The organism is endosymbiont of Lamellibrachia barhami, assembly GCF_011947365.2.
In the GTDB taxonomy this organism is placed as follows: Bacteria; Pseudomonadota; Gammaproteobacteria; order Chromatiales; family Chromatiaceae; genus QGON01.
The window spans coordinates 1,537,379-1,551,450 of sequence record NZ_JAAVSH020000001.1 but is presented as its reverse complement, the minus strand read 5'-3'; the positions used below and the strand labels follow the sequence as shown (position 1 = coordinate 1,551,450).

16 protein-coding genes are annotated in these 14,072 nt (G+C 55.7%); 1 reads left to right on the top strand and 15 read right to left on the bottom strand.

Annotated elements, in window-relative coordinates:
- Positions 1–35: 35 nt before the first annotated feature.
- The 8 genes from G9Q73_RS06985 to recG all read right to left on the bottom strand — a co-directional run bounded on the left by G9Q73_RS06985 (position 36) and on the right by recG (position 7,742).
- Positions 36–560, bottom strand: a complete 525-nt coding sequence (locus G9Q73_RS06985; protein WP_177419149.1) for an REP-associated tyrosine transposase — start codon at positions 558–560, stop codon at positions 36–38.
- A gap of 125 nt (positions 561–685) precedes the next feature.
- Entirely contained in the window at positions 686–1,597 is a 912-nt protein-coding gene (gene ubiA / locus G9Q73_RS06980; RefSeq protein WP_177419148.1) for a 4-hydroxybenzoate octaprenyltransferase, read from the bottom strand.
- On the bottom strand, positions 1,594–2,172 hold the full coding sequence (locus tag G9Q73_RS06975; RefSeq protein ID WP_177419147.1) for a chorismate--pyruvate lyase family protein: 579 nt from the start codon (positions 2,170–2,172) through the stop codon (positions 1,594–1,596). Before G9Q73_RS06975 ends, ubiA begins: the two co-directional genes overlap by 4 nt.
- A gap of 177 nt (positions 2,173–2,349) precedes the next feature.
- Positions 2,350–2,889, bottom strand: coding sequence for a DUF2058 domain-containing protein (locus tag G9Q73_RS06970; RefSeq protein ID WP_177419146.1), 540 nt, complete (start codon positions 2,887–2,889; stop codon positions 2,350–2,352).
- Between the two features lie 45 nt (positions 2,890–2,934).
- On the bottom strand, positions 2,935–4,002 hold the full coding sequence (gene modC / locus G9Q73_RS06965; protein ID WP_177419145.1) for a molybdenum ABC transporter ATP-binding protein: 1,068 nt from the start codon (positions 4,000–4,002) through the stop codon (positions 2,935–2,937).
- Between the two features lie 2 nt (positions 4,003–4,004).
- Positions 4,005–4,679 (bottom strand): molybdate ABC transporter permease subunit, encoded by a 675-nt coding sequence (gene modB, locus G9Q73_RS06960; protein WP_177419144.1) that lies wholly within the window; start codon positions 4,677–4,679, stop codon positions 4,005–4,007.
- Positions 4,679–5,446 carry a molybdate ABC transporter substrate-binding protein gene (gene modA / locus G9Q73_RS06955; protein ID WP_177419143.1) on the bottom strand — a complete coding sequence of 256 codons (768 nt, stop codon included), beginning with the start codon at positions 5,444–5,446 and terminating at the stop codon, positions 4,679–4,681. The genes modB and modA overlap by 1 nt, the downstream gene beginning before the upstream one ends.
- Before the next feature lie 193 nt (positions 5,447–5,639).
- On the bottom strand, positions 5,640–7,742 hold the full coding sequence (gene recG, locus G9Q73_RS06950) for an ATP-dependent DNA helicase RecG (RefSeq protein WP_246345091.1): 2,103 nt from the start codon (positions 7,740–7,742) through the stop codon (positions 5,640–5,642).
- Between the two features lie 61 nt (positions 7,743–7,803).
- Here recG and G9Q73_RS06945 point away from each other — a divergent pair, with 61 nt between their 5' ends.
- Positions 7,804–8,220 (top strand): secondary thiamine-phosphate synthase enzyme YjbQ, encoded by a 417-nt coding sequence (locus tag G9Q73_RS06945; protein ID WP_177419142.1) that lies wholly within the window; start codon positions 7,804–7,806, stop codon positions 8,218–8,220.
- A gap of 211 nt (positions 8,221–8,431) precedes the next feature.
- Here the strand turns inward: G9Q73_RS06945 and G9Q73_RS06940 are convergent, their stop codons facing one another.
- The 7 genes from G9Q73_RS06940 to G9Q73_RS20405 all read right to left on the bottom strand — a co-directional run bounded on the left by G9Q73_RS06940 (position 8,432) and on the right by G9Q73_RS20405 (position 14,004).
- Positions 8,432–8,989 (bottom strand): pyridoxamine 5'-phosphate oxidase family protein, encoded by a 558-nt coding sequence (locus G9Q73_RS06940; protein ID WP_177419141.1) that lies wholly within the window; start codon positions 8,987–8,989, stop codon positions 8,432–8,434.
- 33 nt (positions 8,990–9,022) lie between these two features.
- Positions 9,023–9,742, bottom strand: coding sequence for a hypothetical protein (locus G9Q73_RS06935; protein WP_177419140.1), 720 nt, complete (start codon positions 9,740–9,742; stop codon positions 9,023–9,025).
- A 67-nt stretch (positions 9,743–9,809) separates the two neighbouring features.
- Complete coding sequence (locus G9Q73_RS06930) at positions 9,810–11,531, bottom strand: TRAP transporter permease (protein WP_177419139.1); 1,722 nt, start codon at positions 11,529–11,531, stop codon at positions 9,810–9,812.
- A gap of 66 nt (positions 11,532–11,597) precedes the next feature.
- Positions 11,598–12,566: a TAXI family TRAP transporter solute-binding subunit gene (locus G9Q73_RS06925; RefSeq protein WP_177419138.1), complete on the bottom strand. Its 969-nt coding sequence runs from the start codon at positions 12,564–12,566 to the stop codon at positions 11,598–11,600.
- A 165-nt stretch (positions 12,567–12,731) separates the two neighbouring features.
- On the bottom strand, positions 12,732–13,112 hold the full coding sequence (locus tag G9Q73_RS06920) for a RidA family protein (protein WP_177419137.1): 381 nt from the start codon (positions 13,110–13,112) through the stop codon (positions 12,732–12,734).
- A 590-nt stretch (positions 13,113–13,702) separates the two neighbouring features.
- Positions 13,703–13,834 (bottom strand): hypothetical protein, encoded by a 132-nt coding sequence (locus G9Q73_RS19975; protein WP_281397566.1) that lies wholly within the window; start codon positions 13,832–13,834, stop codon positions 13,703–13,705.
- The gene (locus tag G9Q73_RS20405) at positions 13,831–14,004 is read right to left on the bottom strand and encodes a transposase (RefSeq protein WP_369408946.1); all 174 of its coding nucleotides are present in this window, start codon (positions 14,002–14,004) and stop codon (positions 13,831–13,833) included. The genes G9Q73_RS19975 and G9Q73_RS20405 overlap by 4 nt, the downstream gene beginning before the upstream one ends.
- Positions 14,005–14,072: the final 68 nt, after the last annotated feature.

The window sequence follows — 14,072 nt, the reverse complement described above, 5'->3', positions numbered from 1 at the left end:
GTCGGATTAGCGCAGCGTAATCCGACAGCCACCCTTCACTCACGGCCAATGCCTTTAGAATCCATGCCACCGCCGCCCCAATCGGCGGGATAGATTCCGGCATCAGCGTAGCGATGAAAACTGCTGTATGGCCACTCCCTGGCAGCGATTACATATCCATGTTTTACAGGGTTGTAATGAATATACTCGACGTGCCGATTGAAATCGTTCTGGTCACGTAGCACATGTTCCCAGAAACGAGGCTGCCAAATTGCTTGTCGCCGGGCTTCCTCTGATAAGACATACAGGTCACCCCGACAATGTTTGGTGAACCAGGTCTTTATCAGCCGCCAGCGGGTGGAAAAGTCCTCATCGCCAGGTGGCAGCGTCCAGATGCAATGCAGATGATCCGGCATGATCACGATGGCGTCGATATCGAAAGGACGTTTTATTTTTACGTTGCGGAACGCCTCCCGCAGGGTACCCACGTTTTTTCCATCATGGAATAAAGGTCTCCTCTTATCCGTTACCAGGGTAAAGAAGAAAGAGCCTCCGGGGATAAAAGCGCGTCGGTATTCCATGTCGTCATCCTTGACCATTGCGATGCGTATAATTTCGGGTAGGTCGGGTTAGCGCAGCGTAACCCGACACATTGGAGGGTTCCGTCGGGTTACGCTGCGCTAACCCGACCTACATAGAATCACATTCAAACAGAAAACAGATAATCCAGCATCAGTCCCAAAAACACCAACAGCCCGAAGTTGTTGTTGTTGAGAAAGGCATCAAAGCAGGCCTTGGGCTCCCGCTCGCGGGTAAGCAATTGTTGATGGGCGAACAGGACCGCGCCAGCCGCCACACCAAGATAGTAGAGCAAGCCGCGCTCGACCAACACACCCACCCAGACCATCAATCCCAGCATTACCAACTGCAGGATGCCGATGATCAGAAGGTCATGCCGGCCAAACAGGATCGCGGTGGATTTTACGCCGATCTTGAGATCGTCATCCCGGTCAACCATGGCGTACTGGGTATCGTAGATCAGCGCCCATAGCAGAGTGGCGGTAAACAGCACCCAGGAGACCAGCGGCAGGGATTCACCCACCGCCATGAAAGACATCGGCACCGCCCAGCCAAAGGCAGCGCCCAGTACCACTTGGGGCAGGTAAGTGTAGCGCTTCATGAAGGGATAGACAGCTGCGAGGAGCACCGCCCCCACCGAGAGCAGTTTGGTCTGCCAGTTGAGAAAGAAGAGCAGCAGAAAGGCGATCAGACAGAGGACGACAAATACCCCCAGCGCCTCTTTGGGAGTAACCAGCCCCGCAGCGATCGGCCTTAGTCGGGTGCGCTCCACAAGGCCATCGATGTGTCGGTCAGCATAGTCGTTGATGGCACAACCGGCGGAACGCATCAGCGCCACGCCACAGATGAAGACCAGCACAATCTGCCAGGGGGGCTGGCCATCGCCCGCCACCCAGAGTGCCCAGAGTGTCGGCCAGAGCAACAGCAGGATGCCGATGGGACGATTGAGACGGATCAGCAGCGCATATCGACGCAGCCGCTCCTGCCAGGAGACCGGACCGGGTTGCAGCGATTCCAGTTTGACTTCTGGCCCACTCATCGGCCTTCATCCCGAGGAATATCCGGTAGGAATATCTCATTCACCAGCAACGGACGCCCGGCGATATAGAACAGGGTCCGCCTTCCCCAGAGTTCAGCCGGTGGGCGCGCCAGATGCGCAGTAGCGGCGGCAAATAGGGGATGGCGGGGAAGCAATCGAGCAATCTGGGTAATCCCCCGATGTACATTAGGATCTGAAAACAGCACCGCCCCCAACGGCTTGTCTCCGAGCAGGGTCAGGCGTCTGGCTGGTCCCTTAAGGCTGGTTGCGGGAATCAGGGTTCTGGCAAATACCCAGGGGGTTTCATCACAGAGCAGTTCGACCTCCCGCACCAAGGTAGTCTCTCCCCGCCGCAACCTGAGCACCTGTCCCTCACTGTAGAGCGGCGTCCCCCAACCCTGGTGCAATACCCGTACCCGGAAGTCACCGGCACAGGCCTGTATCACCCGCCGCGTCAGGGATCCCTCATCCCGCAGCCAGCCGAGCACACCCTTTGGAACAGACGAAAAGCGCAACTGCCTCCAGCCGGACCAGTTAGGTTCCAACACTGACTTTTTCGGAGAGTGTTTCTGCAAGACATACGCACCTGTAAAAAAGGGGGGATTATCGCATAGCTGGCATGCATTTCTCACCAGATTCGGAAAAATGGCAGTGACTGGACAGGTGATACGCTGTCACACAAGCCTGAACTTTCCGGAGATTTTTTCTAGGTGCGTGGGCAGAAGCAAGGTGCGCACCGCGCACCTTGCCCGCTACCACATCAGGTCGTCGGGCACCTTATAGTCAGCATAGAGATCATCCTCGTCACTGCTCTTCTGCGACTCGTTGATGAGGATTATGCTTGCCTCGTCCCTGAGCCGTATCTTCTCTGCCACCACTGCGGGTACCAGTTCATAGGTCGCGCCAAGCCGGACGATCGCCAGCAGTCCACGACTCAGCTGGTCGTGTTGGATATCGGTCACGTAGATCTTTTTGATCCTGGTCTCTTCGGTGAAGTTGTAGGGAACCTCGGCCTTGTCCCTGGGCAGACGATTCATCTCGATCAACTGTTTTACCTGAGCGGCAATCGCCCGTTGCTCAGCCTGCGCTTTCTGCTGACGATTGAGTTCCAGATCCCGTGCGGCTTTTTTCGCCTGGGCCTGTTGCACGCGCAGTTTGTTCTCATCGACGATCTTTTCTTTGCTGTTGCGCTGCTGTTTGCTCTTTTTATGGACGTTTTTTTTCGCCTTGTTCGCCTGCTGTTTGTCCACCAGGCCCGCTTTCAGGAACTGATCCTGCAGTGAATTACCCATCGATGTTTCCCAAATCGTTAAAACCGGGACAAATCATGCCGCCAATCAGCCCAACAGCGCAACTGTCTTGACCTGCACATAGACCGACTTTCCCGGTTCGAGGGCAAGATTAGTTGCTGACTTGCGGGTGATACGGGAGAGAATCGGCACGCCCCCGGCATCCAGGCGCACCATCAACTGAGCAGGATTTTCATCAGCCAGGGTTTCGACCTTTGCCGGAAAGATATTCAGGATGCTGGTGCCCTCGTGCCGTTCGAGGCTCAGACTGACATCCCGGGCCAGCAGACGCAGCCGCACCGACTGCCCCAGGGGCAGATCCTTTCTCGCCACGGTGAAACGGCCACCGGGAAACTCAAGGTAGGTGAGATGGAACGCCTGGTCATGCTCTGTGACCTTCGCCTCGACGATCGCCTCTGCCTCGTCACCATGAGCGAGCGGCAGGTCGACACGGGTCAGCATCTCACCAATCGGACCGGAGGCTCTCACCCGACCCTGCTCCAACAGCACCAGTTGATCGGCGAGCCGGGCCACTTCATCCGGCGCATGACTGACGTAGAGTACCGGAATCGACAGCTCTTCATGCAGCCGTTCGAGAAACGGCAGGATTTCTCTCTTGCTCTGTCGGTCGAGCGCCGCCAGTGGCTCATCCATCAACAGCAGACGGGGACTGGTGAGCAACGCCCGGGCGATGGCCACCCGCTGGCGTTCGCCTCCGGAGAGTCCTTCGGGACGACGGGCCAGCAGGGGCTCGATGCCGAGCAGGGTGACCGCGCGGTCGAAATCGACCCGCCGTGCTTCCAGCGGGAGCCGTTTGTAGCCATATTCAAGATTCCCCCGCACCGAAAGATGGGGAAAAAGGCTCGCCTCCTGAAAGACATAACCCAGGGGCCGCTGATGGGGGGGCAAAAAACGGTCACCATCCTGCCAGACCTCTCCTGCTATCTTCAGATAACCTCTGGCCGGCTGTTCAAGGCCGGCAATGGCCCGCAACAGGGTCGTCTTACCGCAGCCGGAGGCCCCGAAAATTGCGCTAATCCCCTGCGCAGGCACTATAAAATCAGCATCCAGGGTAAAGTCGCCCCGTTCGATCAGAAAGCGTGCCTCGATCGTCACGGTCACACAACCTTGAAGCGGCGATTCAGGACATACACCGCCAACAACAACAGAAAGGAGAGCAGCAGCAGGCCTCCAGAGAGCCAGTGGGCATGGCCATACTCCAGCGCTTCGACATGGTCGTAGATCGCAATGGAGAGCACCTGGGTCTCACCGGGGATGTTACCGCCAATCATCAACACCACGCCGAACTCGCCTACAGTATGGGCAAAACCGAGTACTGTCGCAGTGAGGAAACCGGGACGGGCAAGGGGCACCGCAACCGTAAAGAACCGATCCAGCGGTGAGGCGCCAAGGGTAGCGGCGACCTCCATCGGCCTGTGTCCAATGGCAGCAAACGCCCCCTGCAGGGGCTGCACCACAAAAGGGAGTGAGTAAAAAACAGAACCGATCACCAGACCCGCAAAGGTGAAAGCGAGTGGCTCACCCCCCAGCGCCATCATCATGCCACCCACCGGCCCGTTGGGTCCCAAAGCCACCAGCAGATAGAATCCCAGCACCGTTGGCGGCAACACCAGCGGCAGCGCCACCACGGCCTCCACCACCGCTTTGAAACGCCGCTGGGTTCTGGACAACCACCAGGCGAGCGGGGTGCCGAGCAACAGCAGAATCACCACAGTCAGCCCCGCCAATCGCAGCGTTATCCAGAGTGCGGCGAGATCGCCATCATCCAACATCAGCCATCACCCTCTGTTCCATAACCGTAGCCTCTGATGATTGCTACCGCCTCATCTCCTTTGACGAATGCCAGCAAGGCTCTGGCAGCAGGTCTATCCCGCAACAAAACCACCTGTTGTTCGATGGGCCGATAGAGTGACCGGGGCACTTCCCAGAGCGATCCGGCAGGCTCGCTATGCGGCTGTTTTATCTGGGAGTAGGCGACGAATCCCAGTTCTGCATTGCCGCTCTTCACGAATTGAAAAGCCTGGCCGATGCTCTCACCTCGCACCATACGCCCGCGCAGTTTTTTCCACAGACCACGGAGCTGCAGCACCTCCTTTGCCGCTCTGCCGTAAGGGGCAAGCTTCGGATTTGCGACGGCAAGGAAACGAAAATCACCCTGCTCAAGTACCAACCCTTGCCTATCCACATAACCCGCTTTGGGACTCCACAATACGACCCGCCCAACGGCATAGGTGAAACGGCTGCCGGAAATAATCAGACCTGATTCATCCAGCAGTTTGGGACGACGGGTATCCGCTGCAAAAAAAAGATCAAAAGGGGCGCCGTTGCGGATCTGCGCATAGTGCTTGCCGGTGGAACTCACACTCAGGGTCACCTTGTGACCGGATTGCGCCTCGAACCGCTGAGCGATCTCCTTGATTGTCCCACTGAAGTTCGAGGCGACCGCCACCCGGATCTCCGCAGCCTGCGCGCCAATCGATGACAGACTCAGCGCCAAAATCAGTAACAGTAGCCGAATGGTTGATCTTGGGATGTTCATTCTTCTTCTCTTACCGCAACACAAAACGACGTAGGTCGGATTAGTCGCGCAATCGCACTAAACAGGGATTCTGCACAATGTTTATGCGCGATGTAATCCGACAAAGACAGTGTCGGGTTACGATGCGCTGCAAAACACGTGGCAAAATTAAAACTTGGCGCACGCGCATCTAACCCGACCTACTGAAAAACCATTAAACTTTACCATACTCGGCCCGCTCACCCAGCCAGCGGCGCACCAGTGCCGCTGCATTTTTCGGATAAGATGCCAGCATCAGGTCGGCGGCCTCCCGCACGTCGTCCAGCAGATCCTGGTCCCGCACCAGGTCGGCGATACGCAACTGCATCTCCCCGGTCTGCCGGGTACCCAGCACCTCGCCGGGACCTCGCATCTCCAGATCCTTATTGGCAATCACGAAACCGTCATTGGAGTCACGCAGAATAGCCAACCGCTGCCTGGCATTCTGCGACAGGGGCGCATGATACATCAGCACGCAGTGACTCGCTGTGCTACCCCGTCCGATTCGCCCCCGCAGCTGATGCAGTTGGGCCAGACCCAGTCGCTCCGGATTTTCGACAATCATCAGGCTGGCGTTGGGCACATCCACCCCCACCTCGATCACTGTTGTCGCCACCAGGAGATCCAACTCACCTGTTTTGAAGCGGGCCATGACCGCCTCCCTCTCCTCCTGCTTCACCCGGCCATGCACCAGACCCACCCGCAGTTCCGGCAGCGCTTCCACCAGCAGGCGTTCGGTATCTTCCGCCGCCTGGCACTGCAGCACATCCGACTCCTCGATCAGGGTGCAGACCCAATAGGCCTGACGACCTTCGGCGCAGGCGGCACGTACACGCGCCACCACCTCGTCGCGGCGACCGTCCGGGATGGCAACCGTGGTCACCGGTTTTCTACCCGGCGGCAACTCATCGATGATGGAGATATCGAGGTCAGCATAGGCGGTCATCGCCAGGGTTCTCGGAATGGGGGTGGCGGTCATGATCAGCTGGTGGGGCCAGCGCCCCTGCTTTGTCCCCTTCTCCCGCAGGGCCAGGCGCTGGTGGACGCCGAATCTGTGCTGTTCATCGATGATCACCAAACCCAGGCCGAAGAAACTTACATCCCCCTGAAAGAGCGCGTGGGTCCCCACCACCACCTTGGCGCCACCGTCTGCCACCCGCGCCAAAGTCTGCTCCCGCTGCTTGCCCTTCAAACGGCCTGTGAGCCAGGCCATCTCCACCCCCAACGGGGTCAGCCAGTCGGCAAAGTTGCGCAGGTGCTGCTCCGCCAGCAGTTCGGTGGGGGCCATCAAAACGACCTGATAGCCGGACTCCACCGCCTGCAGCGCAGCCAATGCACTGACGATGGTCTTACCGGAACCCACATCCCCCTGCACCAGTCGCTGCATCGGGCGGGGCCGGGCGAGATCCGATGCTATCTCCGCCACCACCCGCTGTTGCGCACTTGTCAGTTGGAAGGGCAGCCTGTGCAGCAGGCTGTCACACAGATGCCCACTCCCCGGCAGGGTTGGTGCCGGCGTCTGTTGATGGCGCTGACGCAATTCACGCAGACTGATCTGATGGGCCAGCAACTCCTCGAATGTCAGTCGCTGTTGGGCAGGGTGGAGACCCTCCGCCAACTGATGCTGAGGTGCATCCGGTGGCGGCCGATGCAGATAACGAACTGCTGCCGCCAGATCGGGCAGCCTGAACCGCTGTAGCAGTTGGTCCGGCAATAATTCCTGCAGTGTGGAAGGCTGCTCTTCGAGCCAGGCCAACGCCTGGTCACTGAGGTTTCGCAGGGTGATTTGATGCACCCCTTCAGTGGTCGGATAGATCGGTGTCAGGAACTCGTCCACCGCCAATGGCGTCTCGGCGTTAATCTGTTGATACTCAGGATGCACCACCTCCAGACTGTTCGGGCCGTTACGCACCTCGCCGAAGCAGCGCAGCCGGACACCCCGGCTCAGATTACTCTTCTGGGCATTGCTGAAATAGAAGAAGCGCAGGAGAAGCGAGCCGGTCCCATCCGATATCTGCACCAGCAATGAACGCCTGCGGCCAAACTTGATATCGGCCAGCTCCACCTCCCCTTCGATAACCGCCTGATCCCCATGGCGTAGCGAGCCGATGGATTGCACCCGGGTACGATCCTGATAGCGCAGCGGCAGATGGAAGAGCTGATCCTGAATGGTGTGGATACGCAGACGCGCCAGCTTTTCGGCAACCTTTGGTCCCACCCGCTTGAGGGCGGTGATGGGGCAGGATTCCAGGTTTATCGGTGAGTGATCCTTTTTCAATCGCGGTGGGTTCCAGTTACACTTCGGCCCATAGCATGCCAGATAGTATGGGGAATAAAAAATGGTGGTACAGGAGACGATTCAGATCGAAACCCGGGGACGCAGCACCTATGACATATCCAGTCAGGTTCAAGAGATCGTCCGGCAATCCGCTATCAAAACCGGCATCTGCCAGTTATTCATCCAGCATACCAGTGCCTCTTTGATCCTCTGTGAAAACGCCGATCCAACCGTGCGTCAGGATCTGGAGCGTTTCATGTCACGTCTGGTACCTGATGGGGACAGGATATTCGATCATACCCAGGAGGGACCGGACGACATGCCCGCCCATATCCGTTCCATCCTGACCAACATGGACATGAGCTTTCCGGTTATCGATGGACGCCCGGGATTGGGAGTCTGGCAGGGCATCTATCTTTGGGAACATCGCACCCACCCTCATCGGCGGCGGGTTACGGTGACGGTTTGCGGGGAGTAACAGGTTTCACCATGTAGGCCCGATCAAGCGTAGTGGATCGGGCATCCGGGCCTTGGCAGAACGATTCAGGTTGCCGGTTCCGCTACGCTTGAACCGGCCTACAGCCACAGCGGCAGCAACAACGGAGTTTGGCCTATCCATTGGCACGGCCACCTTTTGCCTTTAGCCTTTTGCCTTTAGCCTTTTGCCTTTAGCCTTTAGCCTTTAATCTTTAATCTTTAACCTTTCTTTCCCCCATCCCCGTCGGCTTCCCATCCAGACTGACACTGTTGCGCTCCTTCCAATATTTTTTTATCCCCTCTTCACCTTTTTTGTTCGCCCACTCCTTCAATGTATCCCGGTCACCCTGATATTCGAACAGGGGGACCCCGAAACCGCAGGAGGTCTGTACCAGATCCACCTCCATCACCGCAATCTGACGCGCCCCCGGCAGACTGGGAAATCGTCCGATATGGGCATCCCACGCAGCACTCCCCTCATGATGAACCGTTGCATGACCATACAACCGCAGGATCTTCGGATCAGCGTCAAAGGCACAGAACATCAGGGTCATGCGGTCACTCTCCAGCAGGTGGGCTGCTGTTTCGTTGCCACTGCCGGTCAGATTGAGCCAAACCACCTGATTCGGACTGACCACACGCAGACTGTCCATCCCCTTGGGTGATAGATTAATACGCCCATCCGCCGTTGCGGTAGCTACAAAAAAGATCTGCTGCCGAATGATGAAGTCCACCAGCTTGTCATTGATCGAATCGTATTGTTTACCCATGTTTTTCCCGACTGATTTAAGTGCGTCTCGCAATCAACGTTTGGTCCAAAAACGGCCACCGAAAAAACGCCCGGCCAGACCGCCTTTATTCTCCTGCAGCCACTCATCCCGCTCATTGAAAATATGCTGGGTCAAGGTTACCACTGCCCTGACACTCTTGGTCGCAGCAATATCCATGCGCAGATCGCTCTGTGCGTTATGAGACGACCAGGGCCCACCTTCGTGACTGCGAATGAACTGGCGTATCTGGGAATAGAGCGTGTTGCGCAATTCCACAACCACTTCCTCTTCGGCGACCTTTGGATCCTTGCCGAGAAACCTTCTGGTCATCTTTTTGGCCTGCCCCGGTGTGATCAGTTTCAGCGTGACACACTCATTTTTCAGCAAGGCGTCCATACCTGCCCGACGGTCGGCGAGTTTTTCGGGCATCGATTTAGCTTTAGGAACGTAGCCACTCTCCTTTCTCACTCTCTTTTGAGGTGACTCACCATCCTTTTCCACTTGATTCGCCTGTTCCTCGCGAGCATCACTCTCGCGATCCAGTTCCGCTTCCAACCACGCGATCTGTTCATCCAACAGTCTATTGAATGCCAATGGAGAGGCATCGCCACTTATGCCCGCCTCTATCGCCTGTCTGATCACATCACCGTAGTACTGGATTATCGACAGATCGGTAATCCCACGGGAACTACAGGTGACGAACACCCGTCCCTTGACGTTGACTTCGATGAGTTGTTGTAAGTCTCTATCCACTCTAAATTTATCTGTTATTTGACCTGTTTGCCCAATGATAGCTGATTTGCATCTTAATTCAGGCGGCTTATTGATCTTCGGCTTTTCTGAAGTACTGCAGCCAGATGCCACTCAGGAACCAGGCATAAGCGTAGGTGCCGACAATGATAAGCATAAAGACGAGGACGATATCCATGGCACTGCCATCCAGAGAAAATGCCGGCACATAACCAAACAGAAAAGGCGCCAGATAGAGAAACTTGGCGAACTTGAATGCGGTGAATGCTGTCTTCCACATGTTGGCCTTGGCGATAGTGGCGCCGGCGAACGCGGCGATGCAGACCGGCGGTGTGATGTTGGAGTCCTGGGAGAGCCAGTAGACAATCATATGGGCTGCAAGCTCATTCACCCCCAAATGCGTCAACGCAGGCACCGCCACCACCGCAGTAATCAGATAGGCCGCAGTCACCGGCACGCCCATACCCAATACCAGCGAAGCCAGGGCAATCAGCAGAATGGTGATAAACAGTTTTCCATCCGCCAGCTCGATGACTATGTCGGCAAAGGTAAGCACCAGCCCACTGTAGGTCAGCACACCAATGATAATGCCGATAACACCCACCGTGGCGCCGATCTTGAGACTGTTCTCCGCTCCGGCTCGCGCCGCCGTCACAAAACCCTTTGGCCCGATGCGGGTCTCCTTCCTGAACCAGCTGATGGCGATAGAGGTAACGATACCGATGATCGCCGCATAACCCGGTGAATAACCCATCAGCATCAGGACGGTGATCACCGCCAGAGGCAGTATATAGAACCACTCCTTCTTGAGAATCTCCATCGCACTCTCGGCGGAACGTTCACCCACGATGTTGTACTTCTTCGCTTCATAGTGAACCATGACAAAGACACTGAAGAAGTACATCAAGGCGGGAAACAGGGCCACCAGCATGATCTGTGAATAGGGCAGACCTGTCATCTCGGCCATGATAAAACCGCCCGCGCCCATGATGGGGGGCATGAACATGCCACCGATGGAGGCGGCCGGCTCTATCGCCCCCGCCACATGGGGTTTAAAACCCGCCTTCTTCATCATCGGAATCGTGAAGGCGCCGGTAGAGACCGTGCTGGCAATGGCACTGCCGGAGATAGAGCCAAACAGACCGCTGGCAATGACCGCCACCTTGGCGGGCCCGCCCACTTTATGGCCCACTGCAGCCAGGGGAAAATCGATGAAGAAACGTTGCGCGCCACTCTTCTCCAGAAAGGCGCCGAACACCACGAACAGCAGAATATAGGTAGCCAGAACATTGGCCATGATGCCGAAAACGCCATCGCTCTTATAGAAGATACTGGTACAGAGATCGGGAAAGGTATCTCCGGCATGGGAGATGAGATCCGGCATATAGTCGCCATAGACGCCGTACAACAGCATGATACTGCCAATGATGACGAAGATATTGCCCACTACCCTGCGCGCCAACTCGATACCCAGCAGCACACCGACCATCGCGATCACCTTGTCGAGCTCCGTCTCAGCTCCAGCGCGATAGTTGATCACTTCAAAGTTGAACATCCAGTAGCCGATAGCGACAATGGATAGCAGGATCAAAAGATAGTCGATACCCCTGCCGATCCGGCTCTTCGATTGATAGAGCAGAAACACCAGGACATAGGTAACGATAATATAGATGCCACGATGATACTGAGTGGCCGCCGGTTCCAATACCGCAGAGTAGGAGTAGAAAAGCACCAGAAAAACCGCCAGGATATCGAACAGCCATCGCTCAACCTTGTGCAGTTTTTCAAACATATCGCTACGCCTTCATAGTGAAGCTGACGGGTTCATTTGAACCCGTCAGCTTCAACCACACAATGCTTACAGCATGCCCTTCTCTTTCCAGAATTTTACTGCCCCCGGATGCATCGGTGTGACGATGCCTTTGACGCCGGTCTCGATACTCATCTCCTTGAAGGTTTTCTTCTGCCCACGCATGTGAGCCAAACCCTCATCGGCATAGACCTTTGACAACATATCGTACACCACGTCATCTGGCACTTTGGCATTGGCCACCCAAAGCGCTGAATCCTGAAAGGAGGGTGTCTCGTAATCCACCCCTTTGTAGGTACCCGCAGGTACCGAGAGTTCGGAAAAGTAGGGATAACGCTTGAAGAAACCGCTCGAATTCGCATCGGTCCTGAGATCGATAAGATCGATATCATTGGTTTGTGCCGCCATAATCACCGCACCACTGGGAAAAGCGGTAAAGAGCCAGAAGGCGTCCAACTGATTATTGCCAAACGCCATAGCGGCATCATTATAACCCATGGCATTTCGCTTGATCTTGTCCCAGATTCCCATGTGGGTGAAGAAGAGTTCGCAGTTGGCAAAGGCTCCTGAACCCGCATTACCCACACCCACCTTCTTGCCTTCAAGGTCCTTGACGCTTTTGATGCCGGAACCCTTACGCACCACCAACTGGGCAGGGGCGCCATAGAGATAGGAGAGTGCCAGGACATCTTCATACTTATTTTTATCATTCTTCAACCGGCCTTCACGACCAAGGAAGACATGCCCTGAATAGACCACGCCGAAGTGCGCCCGTCCTTTATTCACCTTGCGCAGGTTCTCCACTGAACCTGCTGAGGACTGGGCCTTGACCTTGTAGGCCTTGTTGTTTTTCACCGGATCGTAAACCTGAACCGCATTGGCAACCACCTGAAACGTACCGCCTGCAGGCCCCCCGCTGAACACATAACGTTTTGCTGCACTCACTGGCGCGGACAGACCCAGAGAGAAAACCAACGCGACAATGCCGCTCTTGATAAATAACCGACGATTCTTCATTACTGTTATCTCCTGTGCAATTGACTGGTTATTGTTTTTTCTTGCGATCACTGCCCGATCCGCTACGCTTGATCAGGCCTACACCTTGTCTTTTCGAATGCCGCTACGCCAAGTTACCACTGTAGGCCGGTTCAAGCGTAGTGGAACCGGCATCCCTGCTGAACATTACAGCTCCATCACCGCATCCATCTCCACCGCGGCTTCCTTCGGCAGGGAGGCAACACCAATGGCAGCGCGCGCTGGATAGGGTTCACTGAAATATTCTGCCATCACCTGATTCACCACGGAAAAATGGCTGAGGTCCGTGAGAAACACATTCAATTTCGCCACGTCAGCAAGCGTGCCGCCTGCAGCACGCGCCACCGCCTGCAAATTATCGAATACACGGCGGATCTGTTTTTCGACATCTCCATCCACCATCTCCATGGTTTCAGGCACCAGCGGAATCTGTCCTGAGAGGTAGACTGTAGTGCCGCACTTCACTGCCTGTGAATAGGTTCCGATAGCCTGGGGTGCCTGATCGGTGCGAATAATCTCTCGACTCATTGAAACGACTCCTGACAAGTTTGGATAAGGTTATATATATAGAACGATTCTGCCATAGGTCGGGTTAGATGCGTGTGCGTCGTAACCCAACCTTCTATGGGGAATTATTCACCAAACCTCTGATTTAGATCAATCAGGTTGTCCACGCATAGTCTGTCATGATTGCAGTCCTCATATTTCTGCGCAGTGACAGGCTATGGGTGGACAACCTGATACTACGATTGTGTTTTACGCTTTCCTTATGCCGACGAATGCTTCCGTTTCCCGCTGATATTGCGTTGCTTCAGTTCAGTAGGCGATCAGCCCTATCTGGCCTGATACCACCTTCTATCCGTCCCGGCTCTGTCGCCGGAAACCTTATGCTGTATGCGCCTCTGGCGCCTTTGTGAACCGATGAAGAAGTACCCCATCTACAAGAAACGGTACGAGTTATCATTCGACCCAGGTTGGGTCCGGATACCTCAAACAACGGCTGCAACGTTAACGGTTTCATCTTTCGATCGGCTTCCCAAATATCCTATCTCTTCAAACCTGCTTCAGAATCGCCCCTTCAGGGACTATCCCCTCCTCAAGATAACGCCATAGATCAATCAACAGGCGTCGGGCCACAGCAACAATGCCGATCTTGCGTTGCCGACTGCCTCCCCTGCATAGTGGCTGGCGGAAACCCAATGGCTGGTGTTTTTGCTGCTGGCTGTAATCGCACCCATAACCAGTTTCATCTCGATCGCCCTTGCACTGGGGACTTCTGCCTTATCTTGCTGATCCCCTGTTCATGCTGAATCTTGCCACTATTGAAGGGCGTTCCCGTCAAACCCGCCAGAGAGCCCACCTGCTTCTTGTTGCGAAAGGCGCGCCAACCAAAAAACTCCATGACCAATGTCCAGCTGATGACCGCGGACTAATAATTCCGCAACAGCATAAGAGCAATTGGCTGTAACTGAACGAAGCGCATACTTT

Excerpts from the sequence above, each read along its gene's own strand:
- G9Q73_RS06985 (WP_177419149.1), bottom strand. The coding sequence starts at position 560 with ATGGAATACCGACGCGCTTTTATCCCCGGAGGCTCTTTCTTCTTTACC.
- ubiA (WP_177419148.1), bottom strand. The coding sequence starts at position 1,597 with ATGAGTGGGCCAGAAGTCAAACTGGAATCGCTGCAACCCGGTCCGGTC.
- G9Q73_RS06970 (WP_177419146.1), bottom strand. The coding sequence starts at position 2,889 with ATGGGTAATTCACTGCAGGATCAGTTCCTGAAAGCGGGCCTGGTGGAC.
- modB (WP_177419144.1), bottom strand. The coding sequence starts at position 4,679 with ATGTTGGATGATGGCGATCTCGCCGCACTCTGGATAACGCTGCGATTG.
- modA (WP_177419143.1), bottom strand. The coding sequence starts at position 5,446 with ATGAACATCCCAAGATCAACCATTCGGCTACTGTTACTGATTTTGGCG.
- G9Q73_RS06945 (WP_177419142.1), top strand. The coding sequence starts at position 7,804 with ATGGTGGTACAGGAGACGATTCAGATCGAAACCCGGGGACGCAGCACC.
- G9Q73_RS06940 (WP_177419141.1), bottom strand. The coding sequence starts at position 8,989 with ATGGGTAAACAATACGATTCGATCAATGACAAGCTGGTGGACTTCATC.
- G9Q73_RS06930 (WP_177419139.1), bottom strand. The coding sequence starts at position 11,531 with ATGTTTGAAAAACTGCACAAGGTTGAGCGATGGCTGTTCGATATCCTG.
- G9Q73_RS06925 (WP_177419138.1), bottom strand. The coding sequence starts at position 12,566 with ATGAAGAATCGTCGGTTATTTATCAAGAGCGGCATTGTCGCGTTGGTT.
- G9Q73_RS06920 (WP_177419137.1), bottom strand. The coding sequence starts at position 13,112 with ATGAGTCGAGAGATTATTCGCACCGATCAGGCACCCCAGGCTATCGGA.
- G9Q73_RS19975 (WP_281397566.1), bottom strand. The coding sequence starts at position 13,834 with ATGAAACTGGTTATGGGTGCGATTACAGCCAGCAGCAAAAACACCAGC.